The organism is Brenneria goodwinii, assembly GCF_002291445.1.
Taxonomy (GTDB): Bacteria; Pseudomonadota; Gammaproteobacteria; order Enterobacterales; family Enterobacteriaceae; genus Brenneria; species Brenneria goodwinii.
In genome coordinates this window covers 4702383-4723403 of record NZ_CP014137.1, presented here as the reverse complement: position 1 = coordinate 4723403, position 21021 = coordinate 4702383, and the positions used below count along the sequence as shown (strand labels likewise).

The 21021-nt window shown below is 54.2% G+C and carries 18 protein-coding genes; 5 read left to right on the top strand and 13 right to left on the bottom strand.

Translation table 11 applies throughout. The annotated features are described in order from the left end of the window. The first annotated feature begins 293 nt into the window (after positions 1-293). From ACN28R_RS20950 to ACN28R_RS20940, 3 genes are all read left to right on the top strand, one after another. Positions 294-2618, top strand: coding sequence for a Tex family protein (locus tag ACN28R_RS20950; protein ID WP_095835865.1), 2325 nt, complete (start codon positions 294-296; stop codon positions 2616-2618). 353 nt (positions 2619-2971) lie between these two features. Beyond that, positions 2972-3331, top strand: a complete 360-nt coding sequence (locus tag ACN28R_RS20945; RefSeq protein WP_095835388.1) for a type II toxin-antitoxin system RelE/ParE family toxin — start codon at positions 2972-2974, stop codon at positions 3329-3331. Further along, positions 3315-3638 (top strand): helix-turn-helix domain-containing protein, encoded by a 324-nt coding sequence (locus ACN28R_RS20940; protein ID WP_095835387.1) that lies wholly within the window; start codon positions 3315-3317, stop codon positions 3636-3638. Before ACN28R_RS20945 ends, ACN28R_RS20940 begins: the two co-directional genes overlap by 17 nt. A gap of 59 nt (positions 3639-3697) precedes the next feature. On the opposite strand, the gene ACN28R_RS20935 is transcribed toward ACN28R_RS20940, so the two are convergent. From ACN28R_RS20935 to bioH, 5 genes are all read right to left on the bottom strand, one after another. Then, positions 3698-5026, bottom strand: coding sequence for an FtsX-like permease family protein (locus ACN28R_RS20935; RefSeq protein WP_048637181.1), 1329 nt, complete (start codon positions 5024-5026; stop codon positions 3698-3700). Further along, a complete protein-coding gene (locus tag ACN28R_RS20930) occupies positions 5023-5715 on the bottom strand; it encodes an ABC transporter ATP-binding protein (protein WP_048637180.1) in 693 nt (230 codons plus the stop codon). Before ACN28R_RS20930 ends, ACN28R_RS20935 begins: the two co-directional genes overlap by 4 nt. A gap of 8 nt (positions 5716-5723) precedes the next feature. Next, complete coding sequence (locus ACN28R_RS20925) at positions 5724-6338, bottom strand: hypothetical protein (RefSeq protein WP_236840161.1); 615 nt, start codon at positions 6336-6338, stop codon at positions 5724-5726. A 15-nt stretch (positions 6339-6353) separates the two neighbouring features. Next, the gene (locus ACN28R_RS20920) at positions 6354-8099 is read right to left on the bottom strand and encodes an alkaline phosphatase (RefSeq protein ID WP_095835386.1); all 1746 of its coding nucleotides are present in this window, start codon (positions 8097-8099) and stop codon (positions 6354-6356) included. Positions 8100-8198: 99 nt separating this feature from the next. Continuing rightward, complete coding sequence (bioH, locus tag ACN28R_RS20915) at positions 8199-8981, bottom strand: pimeloyl-ACP methyl ester esterase BioH (RefSeq protein WP_095835385.1); 783 nt, start codon at positions 8979-8981, stop codon at positions 8199-8201. A 45-nt stretch (positions 8982-9026) separates the two neighbouring features. Between bioH and gntX the strand changes: the two genes are divergently transcribed. Together gntX and nfuA are read left to right on the top strand one after the other, a co-directional pair. After that, positions 9027-9728, top strand: coding sequence for a DNA utilization protein GntX (gene gntX, locus ACN28R_RS20910; protein ID WP_095835384.1), 702 nt, complete (start codon positions 9027-9029; stop codon positions 9726-9728). Between the two features lie 59 nt (positions 9729-9787). Further along, positions 9788-10363 (top strand): Fe-S biogenesis protein NfuA, encoded by a 576-nt coding sequence (gene nfuA, locus ACN28R_RS20905; RefSeq protein ID WP_048639765.1) that lies wholly within the window; start codon positions 9788-9790, stop codon positions 10361-10363. A 147-nt stretch (positions 10364-10510) separates the two neighbouring features. Here the strand turns inward: nfuA and ACN28R_RS20900 are convergent, their stop codons facing one another. From ACN28R_RS20900 to ulaG, 8 genes are all read right to left on the bottom strand, one after another. Beyond that, positions 10511-11629: an FUSC family protein gene (locus ACN28R_RS20900; protein ID WP_048637175.1), complete on the bottom strand. Its 1119-nt coding sequence runs from the start codon at positions 11627-11629 to the stop codon at positions 10511-10513. A gap of 563 nt (positions 11630-12192) precedes the next feature. After that, on the bottom strand, positions 12193-14268 hold the full coding sequence (malQ, locus tag ACN28R_RS20895) for a 4-alpha-glucanotransferase (RefSeq protein ID WP_095835383.1): 2076 nt from the start codon (positions 14266-14268) through the stop codon (positions 12193-12195). Between the two features lie 11 nt (positions 14269-14279). Further along, a complete protein-coding gene (malP, locus tag ACN28R_RS20890) occupies positions 14280-16703 on the bottom strand; it encodes a maltodextrin phosphorylase (protein WP_095835382.1) in 2424 nt (807 codons plus the stop codon). A gap of 44 nt (positions 16704-16747) precedes the next feature. Then, positions 16748-17506 carry a DeoR/GlpR family transcriptional regulator gene (locus tag ACN28R_RS20885; RefSeq protein ID WP_048639764.1) on the bottom strand — a complete coding sequence of 253 codons (759 nt, stop codon included), beginning with the start codon at positions 17504-17506 and terminating at the stop codon, positions 16748-16750. A gap of 24 nt (positions 17507-17530) precedes the next feature. Beyond that, the gene (gene glpG, locus ACN28R_RS20880) at positions 17531-18361 is read right to left on the bottom strand and encodes a rhomboid family intramembrane serine protease GlpG (protein WP_095835381.1); all 831 of its coding nucleotides are present in this window, start codon (positions 18359-18361) and stop codon (positions 17531-17533) included. 163 nt (positions 18362-18524) lie between these two features. Further along, entirely contained in the window at positions 18525-18854 is a 330-nt protein-coding gene (gene glpE / locus ACN28R_RS20875; protein WP_048637171.1) for a thiosulfate sulfurtransferase GlpE, read from the bottom strand. 100 nt (positions 18855-18954) lie between these two features. Continuing rightward, positions 18955-19710, bottom strand: coding sequence for an HTH-type transcriptional regulator UlaR (gene ulaR / locus ACN28R_RS20870; RefSeq protein ID WP_048637170.1), 756 nt, complete (start codon positions 19708-19710; stop codon positions 18955-18957). 208 nt (positions 19711-19918) lie between these two features. Then, positions 19919-20983: an L-ascorbate 6-phosphate lactonase gene (gene ulaG, locus ACN28R_RS20865; RefSeq protein ID WP_048637169.1), complete on the bottom strand. Its 1065-nt coding sequence runs from the start codon at positions 20981-20983 to the stop codon at positions 19919-19921. Positions 20984-21021: the final 38 nt, after the last annotated feature.

The following is a 21021-nucleotide window of genomic DNA, read 5'->3' as shown; positions in this document are numbered from 1 at the left end:
GTTGCAGGTGCGTTGGCTGCCCTCATTCACCCCAGTCACTTACTTCAGTAAGCTCCTGGGGATTCACTCGGTTGCCGCCTTCCCGCAACTCGAAATCTATTGGGTATAAAATTTACCCTACCCGCCGCCAATTTGAAGCGCCGAGTCTTTGAAGCTACCACAAGAGGGCCTCCTTGTGGGAACGCTATCCCCCTTTTTCTCAAGCGGGTACGGCTGGTATTTTCCGCCGTCAATCCGTATAACTGTCATCCAGTTGTTTAATCCATTAATTGATGACCATCGATATCAGACCTATGAATGATTCATTAAGCCAGATTATCGCCAGCGAATTGCAGGCCAGAACGGAGCAGGTGGACGCCGCTATCCGCTTGCTGGACGAAGGAAACACCGTCCCTTTTATCGCACGTTACCGTAAAGAAGTAACCGGCGGGCTGGACGACACCCAACTGCGTCAGTTGGAAACCCGCCTGAGTTACCTGCGTGAACTGGAAGATCGGCGCCAGACAATTCTGAAATCTATCGACGAACAGGGAAAACTGACCGAGCCGCTCGCCAAGGCCATTAACGGCACGCTGAGCAAAACCGAGTTGGAAGATCTCTACCTGCCTTACAAGCCCAAACGCCGTACCCGCGGGCAAATTGCGATTGAAGCGGGACTGGAACCGCTGGCGGACAGTCTATGGCAGGATCCCGGCCAGGAGCCGGAACAGGCGGCGCAGACTTACGTCAATGCCGACAACGGCGTGGCGGATGTGAAGGCCGCGCTGGATGGCGCGCGTTATATTCTGATGGAGCGTTTTGCCGAAGACGCCACGCTGCTGGCAAAAGTTCGTCAATATCTGTGGAAAAATGCGCACCTGGTTGCCCGCGTGGTGGAAGGCAAAGAGGATGAAGGCGCCAAATTCCGCGACTATTTCGACCACCATGAACCCATTTCCCAGGTGCCCTCCCACCGTGCGCTGGCCATGTTTCGCGGCCGCAACGAAGGGGTATTGCAACTGTCGCTGAATGCCGATCCGCAATTTGAAGAAGCGCCGCGTGAAAGCCACTGCGAGCAAATTATTATCGACCACCTGAATCTGCGCCTGGGTAATGCGGCGGCGGACGGTTGGCGGCGGGCGGTCATCAACTGGACCTGGCGCATTAAAATCCTGCTGCACCTTGAAACCGAGCTGATGGGCAGCGTGCGTGAAAAAGCGGAAGACGAGGCGATCAACGTGTTCGCCCGTAATATGCACGATCTGCTGATGGCGGCCCCGGCCGGCATGCGCGCCACCATGGGGCTGGATCCGGGCTTACGCACCGGGGTGAAAGTGGCGGTGGTAGACGCCACCGGAAAGCTGGTCGCCACCGACACGATTTATCCCCATACCGGCCAGGCGGCCAAAGCGGCGGCCATCGTGGCCGCCTTGTGCATCAAACATCAGGTTGAACTGGTGGCGATCGGCAACGGCACCGCGTCGCGCGAAACCGAACGTTTCTTCCTGGACACGCAAAAACAGTTCCCCGACGTTAAAGCGCAGAAGGTGATCGTCAGCGAAGCCGGCGCGTCGGTGTATTCGGCGTCGGAACTGGCTGCGCAGGAATTTCCCGATCTGGACGTTTCCCTGCGTGGCGCGGTTTCCATCGCCCGCCGCCTGCAGGATCCGTTGGCCGAGCTAGTGAAAATCGACCCGAAATCCATCGGCGTCGGTCAGTATCAGCATGACGTCAGCCAGAGCCTGCTGGCGAAAAAACTGGACGCGGTGGTGGAAGACTGCGTGAACGCCGTCGGCGTCGATCTGAATACGGCATCGGTTGCGCTGCTGACCCGCGTGGCGGGCTTAACGCGGATGATGGCACAGAATATTGTGTCCTGGCGCGACGAAAACGGCCGTTTCCGCAGCCGGGAACAGTTGCTGAAAGTCAGCCGGCTAGGGCCGAAAGCCTTTGAACAGTGCGCCGGTTTTCTGCGCATCAACCACGGGGATAACCCGCTGGATGCCTCTACCGTTCACCCGGAAGCCTATCCGGTGGTAGAACGTATTTTGGCCGCCACGGAGCAGGCGCTACAGGAATTGATGGGCAACCCCGGCGCACTGCGTAACCTGAAAGCCGCGGACTTTACCGATGAGCGCTTTGGCGTTCCGACGGTGACCGACATTATCAAAGAGCTGGAGAAACCAGGACGCGATCCGCGGCCGGAGTTCAAAACCGCCAGCTTCGCCGACGGCGTGGAAACGCTGAACGATCTGGTGCCGGGCATGATCCTGGAAGGCGCGGTAACCAACGTCACCAACTTCGGCGCCTTTGTCGATATCGGCGTCCATCAGGACGGACTGGTGCATATCTCTTCGCTGGCCGATCGCTTTGTCGACGATCCGCACAAGGTGGTGAAAGCCGGGGATATCGTGAAGGTGAAAGTGATGGAGGTCGACCTGCAACGTAAGCGCATTGCGCTGACCATGCGGCTGGACGAACAACCGGGCGACACCGCCACGCGCCGCGGCGGCGCTCGCGAGGGCAACGCGCCGGCCAATCGTCCGGCAGGCAAGTCCCGCCCCCGTCCGGCCAGTTCCCCGGCGGCGGGCAACAGCGCCATGAGCGACGCGCTGGCCGCGGCGTTCAAAAAGCGCTGAATCTGTATCGCAGCGTGCATGGCGGTCAGGATTTACGCCGTGCACGCTGCGGCATTAGCCTAGTCTCGGGCTGACTATTTCAGGAGTTCAGGCATAGATCAATCTTTGATAAAAGATTCAGACTGATGACAAAGCCCCTAATATACCCCTGCCATCCTTCACGGCCCCAGCGCTGTCATTCCCGCAGTAGTAGGCGGGAATGACGGGTTTGGGAAGGTTTGTCATCAAACTCATTGCGGTGATTATTGCGATGGCAAAACCTTTGGCAGATATTCAAACAGATTGGATCTGGAGTAGAAAAAAGGTAATGTAGCACCAAGTGCTATAGTTAAGGGTAACAGGATGTCTGCCTAATGCGCGTATTCAAAACCAAATGGTTTACTAAAGCAGCTAAATCTCATTCAATCAAAGATAGCGAGCTATGCCAGGCTATTGAAGCCATCGTGCAAGGAAAAGCAAGCGACCTTGGCGGCGGAGTCTATAAAAAACGCCTTAACCGGAATCGCGATCGCGCCATCATATTGGCTAAAGGCAGGGAACATTGGTTCTATACTTTCCTCTACGCCAAACAGGACATGGCAAACATTGCCGATCGCGAATTAGCGAGCTTCCGAGAATTGGCAAAACATTATTCCAGCCTTTCAGATGAAAAGATTACAGAGCTGATCATGCGTAAAGAACTAGTGGAGATTGGCTATGACCACAAAAAGTAAATTCAAAAGTCCTGCATTTGAAGCAATCCATAGTGCGGCTTCCGGATTATTCAGCGTTGGCGCGATCCCACAGGAAACCATGCGTAATTTTGATGAAGCCTGCATCTGTAGTGTTAATGATCTAAAGCCGCTGGAGATCAAAGCATTACGTGAAAAACTAAATGTGAGTCAACCGGTTTTCGCTCGCTATCTGAATACCAGTGTTTCGACGGTCCAGAAATGGGAAACTGGGGTAAAACGCCCTAGCGGGCTATCGCTGAAACTGCTGTCGGTGGTACAGAAACACGGGCTGAAAGTATTGATGTGATATCAGCCCGTTAATACCGTACGAAGAAAAAGTCTCCCGCCAACCGCGTACGACCGCCGTCATTCCCCCCGCAGCGCCGTCGCCGGCGACTGACGGTAGGCCAGCATGGCAGGAAGCGTCAGTACCGCGGCGGCAACCAATAACAGAATCAGGACAAACGTCACGTCCTCCCGCTCCAGCGTAATAGGCAGCACAAAACCGCTTTTCTCGCTCATCACCACGGCAATAGCGCGCGCGGCGGCGTAACCGACGCCTACCCCCAATAGTACGCCGACGCTGACCAGCGACATCAGCCCGCACCAGATAAGCGCGAAAATACCATAACGCGGCGCGCCGAATGCGCGCAGGGCGCCAATCTGCCGCTGCCGCTGTTTCAGATGGATAACCGCCACCATCGCCACCGCGACGCCAACCAAAGCCTGAGTGCCCAGCGAGATGTAAACCAGCAGTTCCCGGATATCCCCCAGAATGGAGTAGAGTTTCACCAAGACTTCGCCGGGGAACACCGCCAGCGTCGTGTTGCTGCGGTATAATGAACGCAGTTGATAAGCTCCGGCAATGGTCTTGGGCTTCACCACAATGGCCGGCACGCCCGCCGGATGCCCGTGCTCATCCGCGTGTTCCGCGCCGTCTTCATGATGCGCGTCGTCGCCATCGTCGTCATGGTGTTCGTCTTCGGCCTCATGATGCTCGTCGGCATGGTCATGGTGCCCGTCTCCGTCCTCATGATGCTCGTCGGCATGGCCATCATGCTCGTCTTCGCTCTCATGCGGATGAATGCCATGAACCAGCCAGACCGCATTCACCGGCACCAGAATCGCCTTATCCCATGCGCTGCCATCCGCGGGCAAAATTCCCACCACGGTATAACTTACCCCTTCATGCGCATGCGCGCCCTCCGTGCCGATTTGCCCATGCACGGGACTAAAGGTATCACCCAGCGACAGGCCGGTATTCGCCCCCACCACCGCGTCAAAATTCTGCTTGAATACCCGCCCGGCCGCCAGTTGGCGTTTTCCGTTATCCGTCACCAGCGGCTCCGTGGTGCCAACAATCGGCATCCCCTGATAAAAATCACCAAACGCTACCGGCGCCGCCCAGGCAACCAGCGGATTTTTCGCCAGATCGTCAAGTACCTGCGCGGGGATCAGCGTCAAGGCCGAAGGTTGCAGAAAAACCGACGATAACACCAGTTGCGTTTCGCTTCCCGGCGCGCCAATAACCAGATCAAAACGCTCCGCCGCCTTGGCGCTGCCCATACGCAGCGCCCTCTCTTGTAAGCTAACGGAGATACTCAACGCCGTGGCCATTGCAATCAGCAACACCACGACTAGCACGCCGGGCCATAAACGGCGCCAGTCCACCCAAATCAAACGCCATGGGATCATGATTCCGTCTCCTGTCGATCGCTATCCGCCACTAGCCGCCCCTTTTCCAATTGCAGACAACGCGTCATCTGCGATGCCAGACGTTTATCGTGGGTGATGGCGACCAGCGTGGCGTTATTCGCGCGCGCCAGCGTTGCCAGCAGGTCGGCGATTTGCTCGCCGCTGTGCGCATCCAGGCTGGCCGTCGGCTCATCCGCTACAATAATTTCCGGCGAACTCAATAACGCCCTGGCAACGGCCACCCGTTGTTTCTCACCGCGCGATAGCACTTCAACCGGACGACTACCGGTTGATAATCCAACCTGCGACAGCAAATCTGCGGCGCGCTTCTTTAGTTCGCTTGGGATTCGCCAGTAATGAAAATGCGTGGGCAACAAGACATTTTCCAACGCGTTCATACCGGGAAATAGATGGAAATCCTGCATTACCAGCCCCACATGTCTGGCCCGCCAACGATCGCGTTCGGCTTCATTGAGTTGCCGGATGTCCTGTTGCGCCCAGAACACGCTGCCCGTACCGCTGTTATCCATGCCGGTAATGGCATTCACCAGCGTGGTTTTCCCGGAACCGGAGGGCCCCATTACCGCGACCAGCGAGCCGGCGGCAATATGCAGCGCCGGAATATCCAGCACGGCATCCGAGGTATCAGGGAAAGTGACATTGAGTCCCTGAATCAGTAACTCAGCCATGGTTTCTCCTACAAGGTGTCGAATGTCGCTTCACGCATCCGCAGCAGGCTGACAAAACCGGTTTCCGGATCGGTCCATGAGCCATACTCCAGCACACCTTCCACCTCAATCATGGTGTTGTTCTGGACGAAGGTTTGCCGTTTGGCCAGATAGATTACGACGATGTCTTCCGGCCAGTCGGCGTCGGAAGAACAGAAAGGACATAATGCCATCGGCATTTTGGTTAACACGAAGAATTGCGACTCGGCTTTCAGCGGCGGCGCCATAAAACCGCGCATCCTTACCCGCTGCCCGGATAACGTTTTAACCTCATCGGAGAATTCCAGCCCCAATACGCCATAGGACGAATAGAGATTGTCGAAAGAGAGTTCGGGCGCCGCCGCTGTTGCTCGCGCCGACAGCGCCAGCAACACGATCAGCGATATGACTTTCAGCCAGATAAATAGCGGGATTTTGCCCACTTCCGTTTGATAACAAACCGTCTGGCTCTTACCCCACCCCAGCCATCCCCTAGGGAGCGAAGCGGCCTCTCCCCCTGCGCAGGGAGAGGCTGGGAGGGAGTCATGCGTAGCATCAAACGCTGGCGGGGTTTCCCCCGCCAGATTGCCATTGAACTCAATCATACTGCTACTGCTCAATTAGTTATTACCCTGCGGTTTTATCGCCAGAGCATCCACAATAACCTGGAACAGTTCGGTATTTTCCATATAACCACGAATACGTTCGGCTCCCGGACCGCTGGCCTGAATGACCATATCGTCTACCGCATGAACCCCGGTATCGACAGAACGCGGCAAAATACCTTCACGGAACACGGCGCCCGGTACTTTTTCGTAGGCTTTATTGGCAACATACTCATCTTTCTCGTTCTTGATTGCCGGCACAAAGGTGCCATCCAGTTTCGGACGGAAAGTTTCGTAATAGTCAGGATAGTTATTGAAGAAGACCGCCAGACGTTTGGAGACATTCACGTCATCCGGGTAACCGTCCTTGTTGGCATCTTGATAGTTCGGATAGCCGGCATCTTCATAAACGCCCACTTTCTCGCGCATTTCAGTACCGGGTTTATTGTCGTCCACCGTACCGATAATGGAAATGCCATGCGTATGGTCACCCGTCACGATGATCAACGTATCCGGATTTTTCTCAACAAACTTCTGCGCGATCGCCACCGACTGATCCAGCATGATGGTGTTATAGAACGCACGTTCCCAGTCCAGCGGATGCGAGGCTTTATCGATCAGCGCGGATTCCACCATCAGGAAAAAACCGTCCTTGTTTTTAGACAGCACATCCAACGCCGCCTGGGTCATTTCGGTCAGATCCGGCTGGTTGGGGAATTTTTTGGTCACGTCGTTCTTCAGGAAACGGCGATCCAGCACGCCATCCATGTTGCCGGTATGGAACAGCCCCAGCAGTTTCGTGGCCTGGGAGGCGTTCTTCTTCAACGCATCCGCGTCGGTCACCAGCGTATAGCCATCCTGCTGGAATTTTTCAACATAGTTATTTTCGTCTTTACGTTTGGATCCAGGCGTACTTTTCGGCAGAAAATATGCCGAACCGCCACCCAGAATTACGCTGGGTTTTACGTTGTAAAACATATCGACGATTTCCGCTTTATCAGCGCGGCGCCGAGTGTGGGACACCACGGCGGCCGGCGTGGCGTCTTCAAGCTCGGCATCGCTGACCACGCCGACGGACATGTTGGTCGAGCGGGTAATCAATTCGCCCAGCGTTTCCTGTTTCGGATGTTCCAGCGAGTTTTTAGTGCGGCTGACGTAAACGCCCAGCGCGTTGACCCCGGATTTATGGCCGGTCATGTAAGCGCTCATGGTATTGGCGCTGTCAGCCGCGATGGAATCGGTACTGGAGGTGCCGCCAAACGCCATGTATTGCAGGTCGTCAATCGCCAGGCGGCCGTCGGCTTTCCCTTCGGTAATCCCTTTGGACAGGATACGGGCGCCGGTACGGTGCGCAACCGACAGGCCGTCGCCAATAAACAGGATCACGTTCTTGGCTTTACGCGTATCAGATGTCTGATAAACGTCCCACGTGACCTCTGAGGATTTTCCCTTAGCCTGCGCCGCGACAACATATTTCCCTGCTTCCGGCAGGTTTACATCCCGTACCCAAACGGCGGAGACGTTTTCGCCGTCTTCACGTTCCACAAAGGTGGCCGATTTGCCGAATACCTGTTGATAATCCTTTCCGTTGATCAGGATACGCACATCTTGCGGTTTTAATACTTCGTCAAACTCAACCTTAAAATCGAATTTCCCACCCGCCAGCATTGTCGCGCGGTCAATTGGGTAAATGGCTTGTGCCTGAAGCATTCCCGGTAAAGCGGAAGCAAACAGTAAAGGCAGTAACCAACGAGCTTTCATCGTTATGTCCTTGGGTTGCAGAATTAGCAGAACATAACGTAGTTACCTTTTTTTACAGTTTGATGAATGCTGATATTGTTTAAGCCGTTTGCACACAACTCAACCCGCCACCGCCGGCCGCTGGCTAAACGCCAGAATCTGCTCAACGACCACATCAGGATGGGAAATAAAGGGCGCATGCGCGGCTTTCGGGATAATAACCGAAGATGAGTCGGGCCACAGCCGATCCAATATCCCGGCCACTTTACGCGGCACCAGTCCATCCAGCGCGCCGTACATCCGCAGCAAAGGCAACGTCAATGAGGTCGACGGTTGACGCAAATCCGCCCGACGCAAGATCTCCAGCCCGCCATTCAGCACCTCGACCGGGGGCATCGCCTGCTCCAACACGACGCGCTTCAGCAGCCGGGCATCCTGCCGCGCGCTTTCCGTGCCTAATGTTTGCAGCGCCAGAAAACGTTCGACGGTGCGCTGAAAATCCTCGCTGAGCTGCTGCTGGAATCCGTGTAACACCTCCGGCTTGATGCCGGGCCACCCCTCGCGGGCGCTAAAACAGGGTGAAGAGGCGACGGTAATCAGTCCGCTTACCCGCTGCGGCGCGCTTAACGCGGCCTGACCGGCGACCAGCCCGCCCAGCGACCAGCCTAACCAGATGGCGCGTTCGGGCGCCTGAGCCAGCACCGTCGCCGCCATCTCTTCCAGCGACATCGCGCCGAATCCCTGACTTCTGCCATAGCCGGGCAAATCCACCAGATGCAGACGAAAATGCGCGGCGAGCCGCGGCGAAATGCAATGCCATACCTGCGCATTCAGTCCCCAGCCATGCAGCAACACAAGTTCCGTCGTTCCCGTACCTTCAGTCTGCCAATACAGCGATTTCATCAATTATCATCCTGCCTTAGGGAAAATTATTTCAGGGAAGAACCTATGTTAACCATCAGCGCCCACTGCTGGCTATGCCGCCAGCCGCTTTATCACAGCCGGCACGGGATTTGCGCCTTCTGTCAGCGCCATTTACCGCCGCTTCCTTTATGTTGTCCGCGCTGCGGCTTACCAACGAGCGATCCATCCAGGCAATGCGGCCGCTGTCTGCAAAATCCGCCGCCATGGCATTCAATGACGTTCGTCAGTGACTATGTTCCGCCGCTTAATACCCTGGTGAAGCTGTTTAAATTTCACGGTAAAACGGAGCTGGCGCCCGTCCTGGCCCGGCAGATCCTGATTCGCTGGCTGACGAGCTATCGTGAACGCGCATTACTGACGCCGTGCCCGCTGCCGCGGCCGGATCAACTGGTGACCGTGCCTTTACACAAGCGGCGCCACTGGTCGCGCGGCTTTAATCAGACTGAATTGTTAGCCAGGCCTTTGGCGCATTGGCTATCCTGCGAATATGATCCGCGGGCGCTTAGCCGCCTGCGCCAAACCCGGATTCAACAACGGCTCAGCGCCAATGCCCGGCGTAAAAATCTACAGGGCGCGTTCGCCTGTGAGGCGATATTGACAGGAAAACAGGTGGCGTTGCTGGACGATGTGGTAACCACCGGCAGCACGGCGGCTGAGGTCAGCCGGATATTACTGGATCGGGGAGCGGCGGGCGTTCAGGTATGGTGTGTATGCCGAACCTTGTAGTTGGCGGGAGGATGGGCGTATTATAATCGATAAGTATGATCAACATTGAGCTTAACATTATGATCCGTATTACCGACGCTGCTCAGGAACACTTTGTGAAATTGCTGGCAAAACAGGAAGAAGGTACGCAAATCCGTGTTTTTGTCATCAATCCCGGCACACCCAACGCGGAATGCGGCGTGTCCTATTGTCCTCCGGATGCTGTGGAAGCCAGCGACACGGAACTGAAATTTGAAAAAATTTCGGCTTATGTAGACGAACTCAGCGCGCCGTATCTGGAAGACGCGGAAATCGATTTCGTTACCGATCAGTTGGGTTCCCAACTGACGCTGAAAGCGCCCAACGCCAAGATGCGTAAGGTCGCTGACGACGCGCCGTTAATCGAACGCGTGGAATACGTGTTGCAATCGCAAATCAACCCGCAGTTGGCGGGTCACGGCGGCCGCGTCACGCTGATGGAAATTACCGATGACGGTCTGGCGATTCTGCAATTCGGCGGCGGCTGTAACGGCTGTTCAATGGTCGACTACACGCTGAAGGAAGGGATTGAGAAAGAATTAATGGAAAAATTCCCTGAGCTGAAAGGCGTAAGAGATCTTACCGAGCACCAGCGCGGCGAACACTCCTACTACTGATGCGTACGTTGTCCCGATAGGTTTTACGCTGCGGGAAGACCGTCGTCACCCCAGACGCTTACTCAAGTAAGTGACTGGGGTAAGAGGCTGTTCCGGCAGAACCCGCTTGGATGCCGCGTAGATAAGAAATATCTTCCCTTGCCGGGATTAACTCTTATGCGGTATCAAATGAAAATGTTTATGTTCACGCACTTCTTTCATGGCATACAGCAGTTCAATCAGCGTATCCAGCCGATCGATAATCTTCATGCCTAAATAAAAGTAGCCATATATCTGATTTTCCACCGCCAGATCCTGTTGCCCCTCATTATTTGATTGGCTATCCACGATTTTTTTCAGCTCACACATGACATCTTTTTTAAATTCACGATAATGAAATTTTTTTATTCCATCCACGTCTCGGATATTGTCACGAATGAAAGACTCCAGCATGACAAACCGGTACTGTATGGCATTGTTTATTTGCGCAGATAGCGAAGATTCATTAATTATCTTATGGCTGATTTCACATTCCCAATACGCCATTTCGATTAATGCCAGATAGGAGGTTAAATCCTGAATGCATTCCTGAATACTAAGATAGGTCGTTCTAGGATGTTTCGTCTCCTTCTGAGCAGGGCCTGATAATTTAATAATCTCCGCAATGATTTTCTTATTTTTCGTATTTAACTGACGCAGGTCAAGTTTGGTAAAAATATTCCGTGACAGATTGGCTGCATATAGAAGATGTAAATTGGATATGAGTTTGAAGAGCTCGATATCCCAGTGGATGTTGGCTTTATGCGGTAAAATACTAGAAAACAGAACCGCGATAAGACAACCGATAAATATATCGGATATTCGCCATATGGCGATATCCATATTACCTTCCGAAGCGGTAACCACCACCGAAAGCGAAATCCCGATAAGGATCGCGGCATAAGGTATTTTACTCAGCACCAGGTAACCGCAAGTGAATATTCCCATGGCAATAGGTAAAATGGCTAAAGCCGGGCTATACTTCCCGAGATAAAAAGATACGATACTAAAAAAAATTCCTATCAGCGTTCCCATAAAGCGCTGAACGGCTCTGGGATAAACGCTGCCTTTATAAGACATCGGCCCCATTATCACCACCAGGGTGATAAAAATCCATGACACATCTTCTATCGTCTTGATTTTTGAAAAAATAAGCAGACAACAGAGAAATGCCATAGTCAGACGCATCGCATGTGAAACCCGATAATATCGATATTGTATATTTTTTATTTTACCTTCTATTTTCATGACGTTTTTCTTTTACATTTAAAATAGTAATAACAAGCAAAGAAGCAAGTGAAACAATCGCAATAAATAATGAATCAGACGAGAAAAAACGATGATCATCCTTTATCATCACCAAAGATAACGCCAGTAGAATATAAGCGGTAAACTTTATACACTCGTTGGTAAAATTGGTTCTTTTATACCTCAGATCGGCTGAGCAGTGTGGGCAGGTTGATTGCGTAAGCGCAACCAGTCGGCTGCATTTCGGACAGCAATGATATGTCATGATTATTACCCCACTATTCTTTGTCAGGTAAAACATAGGCTTTATGAAAATGAAGTGCCATTTAACGCATGTAATCAAACGTAAATTTTCATTTCATTTTCACACCGGCTATCGGTTCGAATAATCTTTATTCCGCATGAGCAATAGCAACCCGGCGCCTATTTCGTCATACGCCACGGGCGCAACGCGTGGCGTTCAATAATATAAGATGCGGGGCAACATGTTCACCAAGGTTCATGCGGCGTGATAGCGGAGCTTCGCCTGACTGATTGCGGCAAAATCATCAGGCTCATCCCCGTCACTTGCCGGGTGCGCCACGCCGTAAATCAATGTCGCGAATCAAACGCTCAAGATAACGATCGGTAAATAGCGACTCCAGCGTACGGCTGAGTTTTCGCCGCCAATTCGGGTATTCCCGGTCGGTGCCTGGGACATTCACCGGAGCGAACATATCCAGCCAGTCTTCCAATTGAAACCCCACCAATGCGCTGGCGCTATCCGCCATATAACGATGAACGCCACGATTAAGCGGCATGCCCATCGTCGTCAACGATGAATTGCGCCCTACCCTTTGCGGCAAAAGTCCTTGCTGATGCAATGCGTTCAGCAAACCTTGCTTCGATTTTTCGCGTAATTGCATTTGTTGTTGTAATAACCCGGCATCCGGATACAACCCCAAATCCCGGCCCAGCGATAAATCCACCGCCTGCCAGTAACCACGCAGCGTGGGGAGATCGTGCGTCGTAATGGTCGCCATCGCCTGGCGCAGGTATTTGTCCGGCGGGCGAAAGCAATGTTGCTCGTCTTGTTCAAAGAACAACACCTTATAAGAATAAATGCCGAAATCATGCAGCTTGCTGACGATCTGCGGCGGCACCGTCCCCAAATCTTCGCCGATCACCAGACAGCGATGCCGCTGGCTTTCGAGCGCCAATATCGCTAACAGGTCGTCCAGCGGATAATGCACATAGGCTCCGTTACCCGCGGGTTCCGCTTTGGGTATCCACCATAAACGCATTAATGCCATGACATGATCGATACGCAGCGCGCCACAGCTCGCCATGTTGTTGCGCAGCACATCAATAAATGGCTGATAGCCGCGCAGCTGCATCACTCTGGGATTCATGGGGGATAACTGCCAGTTCTGTCCCTGCGGCCCCAGCGGGTCGGGCGGCGCGCCGATGGAGGCATCCAGACAATAAAGCTGCTGTTCATCCCAGGTTTCCGCGCCGCCCTGGGCTACGCCCACCGCCAGATCGCGATACAGGCCGATAGGCAGGCCAAGCTGCTTAGCGTGGGCAAAACATTCCGCCAGTTGTTCATACGCCAGCCATTGCAGCCAGCAATAAAACCGGATCTCATCGGCACGTTCATGACTGAACGATTTAACGCTCTTGCCGTGAATATCACGATAGCGGAGCGGCCACTGTAGCCAGTTCGCATACTTTTCGCCCTGATGCTTCAGATAAGCCTGTAACGCGTCGAACGTTGCCTGCAGTTGCAAACTCTGTCCGCCGTTCGCCACAAACTGGCGAAAAGCGTTGACCCGCGGATCCAGCGAGCTACGGGTATTAAAATAGCGGAAAGCCAATCGTAGTGCGCTTAGCTTGAGCGCGGTCACCTGCTCGTAATCCACCCAACGTTCCGCACGCAGTTCCGATACGGTGCGTTGCGTGTCCTCCCGCCGCCACCAGAGCTGCGCCTCCGGGCTTTGCTGAAAATCATCCACCCGATTGACGTCGATATAGATAATGTTCAGCCAGTGGCGGGAAGACGGGCTGTATGGGCTTGCCGCGCCAGGCACCGCCGGGTACAGGGAGTGAAGCGGATTCAGACCGACAAATGCCCCTCCGCGCCGGGCAATCTGCTCCACCAGTTGGCGCAGGTCGCCAAAATCGCCCACGCCCCAGTTGTTCTGCGAACGCAGGGTGTAAAGCTGCACGTTAACGCCCCACCAGCGTTTGCCCTGGGTCAGGGCTTCAGGTTCGTAACAGCGATGAGGGGCTATCGCGACTCGGCAATTCCAGCTTAGATCGCCTTGCTCCAAGGTAATGTGGTGATATCCCAAAGGGAGCTCGGCAGGGAGCGTCAGATTCGCGCCACCGGTCGCCTTCCCTTGAACCTGTCCGCCATTTTCATACGTCAACGTCCAGTGGAATTCTCCGCTGCCGGCCAACTTGATGACGGCATCCCGTCCCTGAAGAAAAACTTTTACCGGAGGCAATGGCGTATCGCCACTCCCGGAGATATCCATCATCGCCAGCAGCCTGTCCCGGATCGATGCATCAACAATATGTTCATTGCCATAAGCATCCGTATATGTTTCCGCAATACCCATTGATTGAATTGCCGGGTTATCCGCCTTGAATGCCATCTTGCTTTTCCTTAACAGCGCGCTTGCCAAATACGTTTCTGGTAATCATTAATCGCCCGATCCGAGCTGAACATTCCCATTCTGGCGGTATTGAGTACACAACGGCGAGTCCATTCCTCCTGTTCACGATATTTCGCATCCACACGCTGCTGCACCTGACAATAAGGGGCAAAATCAGCCATGAGTAGATAGGGATCTTTCTCTTCCAGCAAACTGTTCAGCAAGGGAGCAAATGCCTGTTTATCTCCCTGACTGAAGGCGCCACTGCCCAGCTCAGCCAAAATATCACCGAGCAACGGGCTCTCGGCGATATAGTCAAACGGGTCATAGCCCTGCGCCTGCAGCACGTTGATCTGTTCAACCGTATGACCGAAAATGAACAGATTCTCCGCGCCGACCTGTTGAGCCATCTCGACATTGGCGCCGTCCAGCGTTCCCACCGTCAGCGCCCCATTCAGAGCCAGCTTCATATTTCCAGTACCGGAAGCCTCTTTGCCTGCCGTGGAGATTTGCTCGGAGACATCCGCGGCCGGGATCATCAGTTCGGCCAGCGACACACGGTAATCGGGTAGAAACACCACCTTAAGGCGTTCGCTGCAACGGCGATCCCGGTTAATCTTTTCCGCTACCTGGTTAATGGCATAAATGATGTTTTTCGCCAGCACATAGCCTGGCGCCGCCTTCGCCCCAAACAGAAAGACGCGCGGCACTATATCCAGATGCGGGTTATCGCGCAATTGCCGGTAAAGCGAAAGGATATGCAGCAGATTCAGATGCTGGCGCTTATATTCGTGCAGCCGTTTAATCTGCACATCAAACAGCGCCAGCGGATCGAGAGTCAGCCCATAATGTTGTTGCAGGCGAGCCGCCAGCCGCATCTTATTATCATGCTTTATCCGCCGGTAACGTTCACGGAAGCCGACGTCATCCGCATAAGGCTCCAACCCTTTTAGGACGGGTAAGTCGTTTACCCACGCCGTCCCTAATGTCTCATCGATCAATGCGGACAGCGCCGGGTTACACTGTTTCAACCAGCGGCGCGGCGTAATACCGTTCGTCACGTTATGAAATTTGTCCGGCCACAGCTGTTGATATTCGGGGAACAGATCTTTCACCACCAGTTCGGAATGCAGCGCCGCCACGCCGTTTACCGCAAAACAGCTCACCACGCACAGGTTGGCCATGCGAATTTGCCGCCGATGACGAACCGCCAGTTTCGCCCATATCCGGCGATCGCCGGGCCATCGCTGTTCCACCTGAACGCGAAATCGCGCATCAATTTGCTTAATGATGGCAAGATGGCGCGGCAACAAGCGGCCGAACAGTCGTTCGTCCCAGCGCTCCAGCGCTTCCGGCATCAGCGTATGGTTGGTATAGGCGAAAGTGCGCCCGGTTATCGACCAGGCGTCGTCCCAGTTCATATGGTGCTCGTCCAGCAGCAGCCGCATCAGCTCCGGGATCGCCAGCGTCGGGTGGGTGTCATTCAGTTGAATGACTTCATAATCGGGCAAATCGGTCAGCTTCCGCCCCGCCTGTTGATGCCGGCGCAGAATGTCGGCCACCGAACAGGCGCACTGGAAATATTGCTGCATCAGCCGCAGCCGCCTGCCCGCCGCGTGATTATCGTTCGGATACAGCACTTTGGTCAGGCTGGCGGCCGCAATGCCGGCCTGTTCGGCCTGAAGATAGCGCCCCGCATTGAATAGCGTCAGATCAAACGGATGGCGGTGGGTGGCCTGCCAAAGGCGCAGCGGCTGGGTGAGGCCGTTGCGATACCCCATAACCGGTAAATCGCAGGCTTCGCCGCGCAAGTAAAAATCCGGCTGCCAGCGCTCGCCGCCATCATCCTGCCGCTGCAGGCTGCCGCCGAAACCGACATCCACCGCCAGTTCCGGACGCGGGAAAAACCACGGATAGCTATCGCGGTTCCAGTCATCAGGCGTTTCCTGCTGCCGCCCCTGGGCAAAGTGCTGGCGAAATAGGCCGTACTGATAGTTAAGACCATAGCCGATTGCCGGTTGCCCGACCGTCGCCATCGAATCCAGAAAACAAGCGGCCAGCCGCCCCAGGCCGCCATTGCCTAAACCGGGATCGGTTTCCTGCTCCAGCACATCGCTCAGGTTAATCTGCTGCTGCGCCAGCACCTCGGCGACGGCGTCATACCACCCTAGATTCAACAGATTATTGCCCGTCAGACGACCAGGCAGAAACTCCATCGACAGATAATTGACATGACGCAGCGCCGGCCGATCGCGCCTGTCATCCGGCGGCGCGGGAAAAGCGGATTGGGCGGCCAGTTGTTCGGCCAGCGCGACGCTGACGGCACGCCAGCGTTGTGCCGGCGTCATCTGATTCAAGGAGGAAACACGCTGATACTGCTGTTGGCGAAGTAATGCGGCCGCAAACTGTGATGGGTTAAACGCAAACTGCGACATGGTGCCTCTCCCCTATAGTCCGCCACGGAAAAGGCACATCTGGATCAGCACAACTCCAACTGCACCTTATATTGTTCAATGATTTTCAGTACGCTGGGTGGCGGTAGTTGATCGGTGAAAAGATAGTCGATCAAATCCATGTTGCCCAGATTCACCATGGCGTTGCGACCGAATTTAGAGTGATCCGTCACTAACATGACGCAACGGGAGTTTTCAATGATTGCCCGTTTGGTGCGTACTTCATGGTAGTCAAACTCCAGCAATGAGCCATCCATGTCAATGCCGCTGATGCCCAAAATACCGAAATCCAGACGAAACTGAGAGATAAAGTCCAGAGTGGCCTCTCCCATAATGCCGCCGTCCCGACTACGCACTTCGCCGCCGGCAAGGATTAAGCGAAAATCCTCCTTGGCCGTCAGCAACGTCGCCACATTCAGGTTATTGGTCACCACCCGCAGATTTTTGTGCTGCATCAGCGCATGGGCCACCGCTTCCGGCGTGGTGCCGATATCAATAAACAGCGTCGCGCCATCCGGGATCTGACTGGCGACCTGACGGGCGATCCGCGCCTTCTCTTCAGACAACATCATCTTACGGTCAGTATAGGCGGTATTAACCGAACTTGAAGGCAACGCCGCGCCGCCATGGTGACGGTGGATCTTATTCTGTACGGCCAAGTCATTCAGATCGCGGCGGATCGTTTGCGGACTCACCGCAAAGTGCTCGACCAGCTCTTCGGTACTGACGTACCCCTGACTGCGCACCAGTTCAATGATGGCCTCATGGCGTTGTATTTGCTTCACGTTCATCCCCTAAGCATTCCGCATCTACCGGCGGACGGTTTTATTATAGGTATCCCAAAAGGCCATCAATAACCCGATGACCAATCCTGCCACATGTGCGGCGTTGGCTATCGACATGCCTAAAATATCGAAATATCCGACTATCAGCCACAGCAACGCAAAAACCATCATACCGCGCGGCATAAATAAACGGCCGTCAGGCTCTCTTTCCCCCCGCAGCCAGACATATCCCATCAGCGCATACACCACGCCGGACAGCCCGCCGAAGTAGATACCGCTAAACCAGGATTGCGCCCAGCCGCTCGCCAACGAGGAGATCAGGGTGATCGTTAACAACTTGCGGGTGCCCAGCACTTTCTCGACCGCCCCTCCCAGATACCACCACCACATCAGATTAAACAGGATATGTAAGATGGAGAAATGCAACAAAGCATGACTAAACCAGCGCCATAGCTGTAGTTGCTGTCCGGCATCAGGATAAGACAACCACACCATCACCGGCTCATAACCCCAAATCTGCATCAGCAGAAAAACCACGACGGCGGCCGCGATCACCAATAGCGTCAACGGCCCGGCGCGCTGCTGCAACGTTTGCAGATAAGAAAAAGATTTGTATTGGATGCCGGCATTGGTCGATCCCGCTGACCAGCTCGCCGCCTGATAGCGAGGATTGAGCGGATCTTGCAGAAATATCTCCAACGCCTGCTGTACTTGCGCCAATTGCGCTTCATCAGCCAGCCACAGTTCAGCGTCCTGGCCCGTCACGCGCAATTCCAGACTGACGTGCTGCGTATGCATGTAATCAACAAACGCCTGGGCAAGACGCAGGTTGGATAGAGCGATAACTCGAATCATGGCGGTATACCGGATAGTGTCGAATGCGGGGCGCCCCCGACGGTAATATGATTGAAACGGTAGATAATAACCCATGAAGCGCCGGGTTAAATACAAAGAATGCGTCGTGAAAAATGAAACGCTCAGGAAAGGCGATCGACAGCAGTGAATAACGAGGCGCGCATCACGTTCCGTTGCTACGGCTGACATCCTGCGGATAGCGGTTTTGCCAGGCTTCAAAACCGCCGTCAATGCTGAAAACCACCTCAAACCCCAGACTGATCAGATACTGCGCCGCGCTGCGGCTGCTGATGCCGTGATAGCAAATGACCATCACCGGCGACGCAAGGTCGGCCTCACGAACAAAATCAGCCAGGGTTTCGTTGGTCAGGTGTCGCGCGCCGGGGACATGAGCGCTGGCGAAGCTCTGCGGATCGCGGATATCGACGATAACCTCTCCCTGCTGCCAGCGGGAATACGCCTTTTCAATGTCAATCGCTGCAAATTGTTCCATTAGAAAGTTAAATCCACGTTAATAATAAGGGGCATTATTGTAACCTGGCAGGCCGCAGAATAAACAGGACAAATTACAGGGCTATCGCGAAAAACCGCTATCACACCAATATCACTTCCACGCCCTGCGCGCGCAGTTGCGCGATAATCTGTGCGTTCGCCTGTTTGCCGGTAATAACGACGTCAATCTGCTCCACCCGGCTGAACAGCATCCCGGCACGTTCGCCGATTTTGCTGCTGTCCACCACCACGGCCAGCTTACCGACGTAGTTAAGCATCTTTTGCTCCGCCATCGCGGTCAGCATATCGGTTTTATACAGCCCTTCCACCGTCAGCCCCTTGCCGCTGGTAAACATCCAGTGCCCGGCATAAAGGCTGGCATCCCCTTCCTGCGGGGCCAGCGTGATGGACTGACTTTTATTGTACTGCCCCCCCATGATGACGACGCTGTCGTGTTCCTGTTCAATCAGGTAATTCGCCAATGGCAGGTAGTTGGTTATCACCTGCACGTCCTTACCGCAAATCTCCTGCCCCAGTAAAAAGGCCGTCGACCCACAGTTGATCACCACGCTCTCTCCTGGGCGACACAGTTGCGCCGCCGCTTTGGCGATACGCATTTTCTCATCCAGATTCTGCGCCTGATAAATATTGAGCGGCGTCCAGGCAGGCCGCGGCACATTCACCGCTTCAGCGCCATTGCGAACTTTCCGCAACTTACCTGATTCATCAAGCTTGTTGATATCGCGTCTTGCTGTGGCTGGAGAGACATCAAAGTGCTTGATCAGATCGGCAACCGTGAGCTGCCCTTGTCGTTGCAGAAAATCGATGATGGCATTATGGCGCTGAGATTCAGTCATGCTTACCCCGCTAAATGGTTGATGAGTACCGATTATAATGAGCACTTCCGATAATTTGAATCATAACTTATCAAAAGTACGCACGGAATATCGTCAACATATGAGGAAAGGCGGAAACAACCGGTAAGATTCGCGGCCCGTTCAGGCTCGAAGAACAGGGGCGGGCCGCTCATCGCTGAACGGCGGAATAGCGTCCCGCCCGAGGGGTTTACAGGAAAGATTTGAACGGTAAATCCGGCTCCGTGGTGAAACAGTCTTCAAACCCGCGCGGATAGTGATATTCCAGTCTGTCTTTATCCTGCGGCCAGGTGAACTTGCCGCCGACCTGCCAGATAAACGGCTTAAAGCCATATTGCAGCCGATCTTTTTTCATCTCCCACAGCACGCGAATTTCCTGCGGATCGGCTTGAAAATTCGACCAGATATCATGGTGGAAAGGGATGACCACTTTGGCGTTCAATGCCTCGGCCATGCGCAATATATCGGCGCTGGTCATTTTATCGGTGATGCCGCGCGGATTCTCGCCATAGGAGCCCAACGCCACATCAATCTGGTGTTCATTGCCATGCTTGGCGTAATAGTTGGAGTAATGCGAATCACCGCTGTGATAGAGGTTGCCGCCCGGCGTTTTGAACAAATAGTTCACCGCCCGTTTATCCATACCGTCCGGCAAGACGCCCGCGGCCTTTTCCTCCACGGGCAGCGTAATCAATGCGGTACGATCAAACGCATCCAGCGCATGGATTTCAACATCCTTGATGGTAATAACGTCTCCGGGCTTCACCACAATGCAGCGTTCACGCGGCACGCCCCAGCCGATCCATAGATTCACGCAGCTTTCCGGGCCGATGAAAGGCACATTGCCGTCGCAGTTTTTCAGCACGGCCGCAGCCACATTCACATCAATATGGTCATTATGGTCGTGCGTCGCCAGCACGGCGTCAATTTGACGAATGGCGAAGGGATCGAGGACAAACGGCGTGGTGCGCAGATTAGGCTGCAATTTTTTCACGCCCGCCATGCGTTGCATCTGATGGCCGGATTTCATCAGCGGATTGGCGTGACTCTGCTTGCCAGTCCCGCACCAGAAATCCACGCAGATATTCGCCCCTTCCTCCGATTTTAACCAGATACCGGTACAGCCCAGCCACCACATGGCGAATGAACCCGGTGCGACCTGTTCCTGTTCTATTTCTTCATTCAGCCAGGTCCCCCACTCCGGGAAGGTATTCAGAATCCATGATTCGCGGGTAATGCTTTCGATTTTACTCATAGTGTGAACCTCGTTATCGGCATGTTGGTGCGTTATCA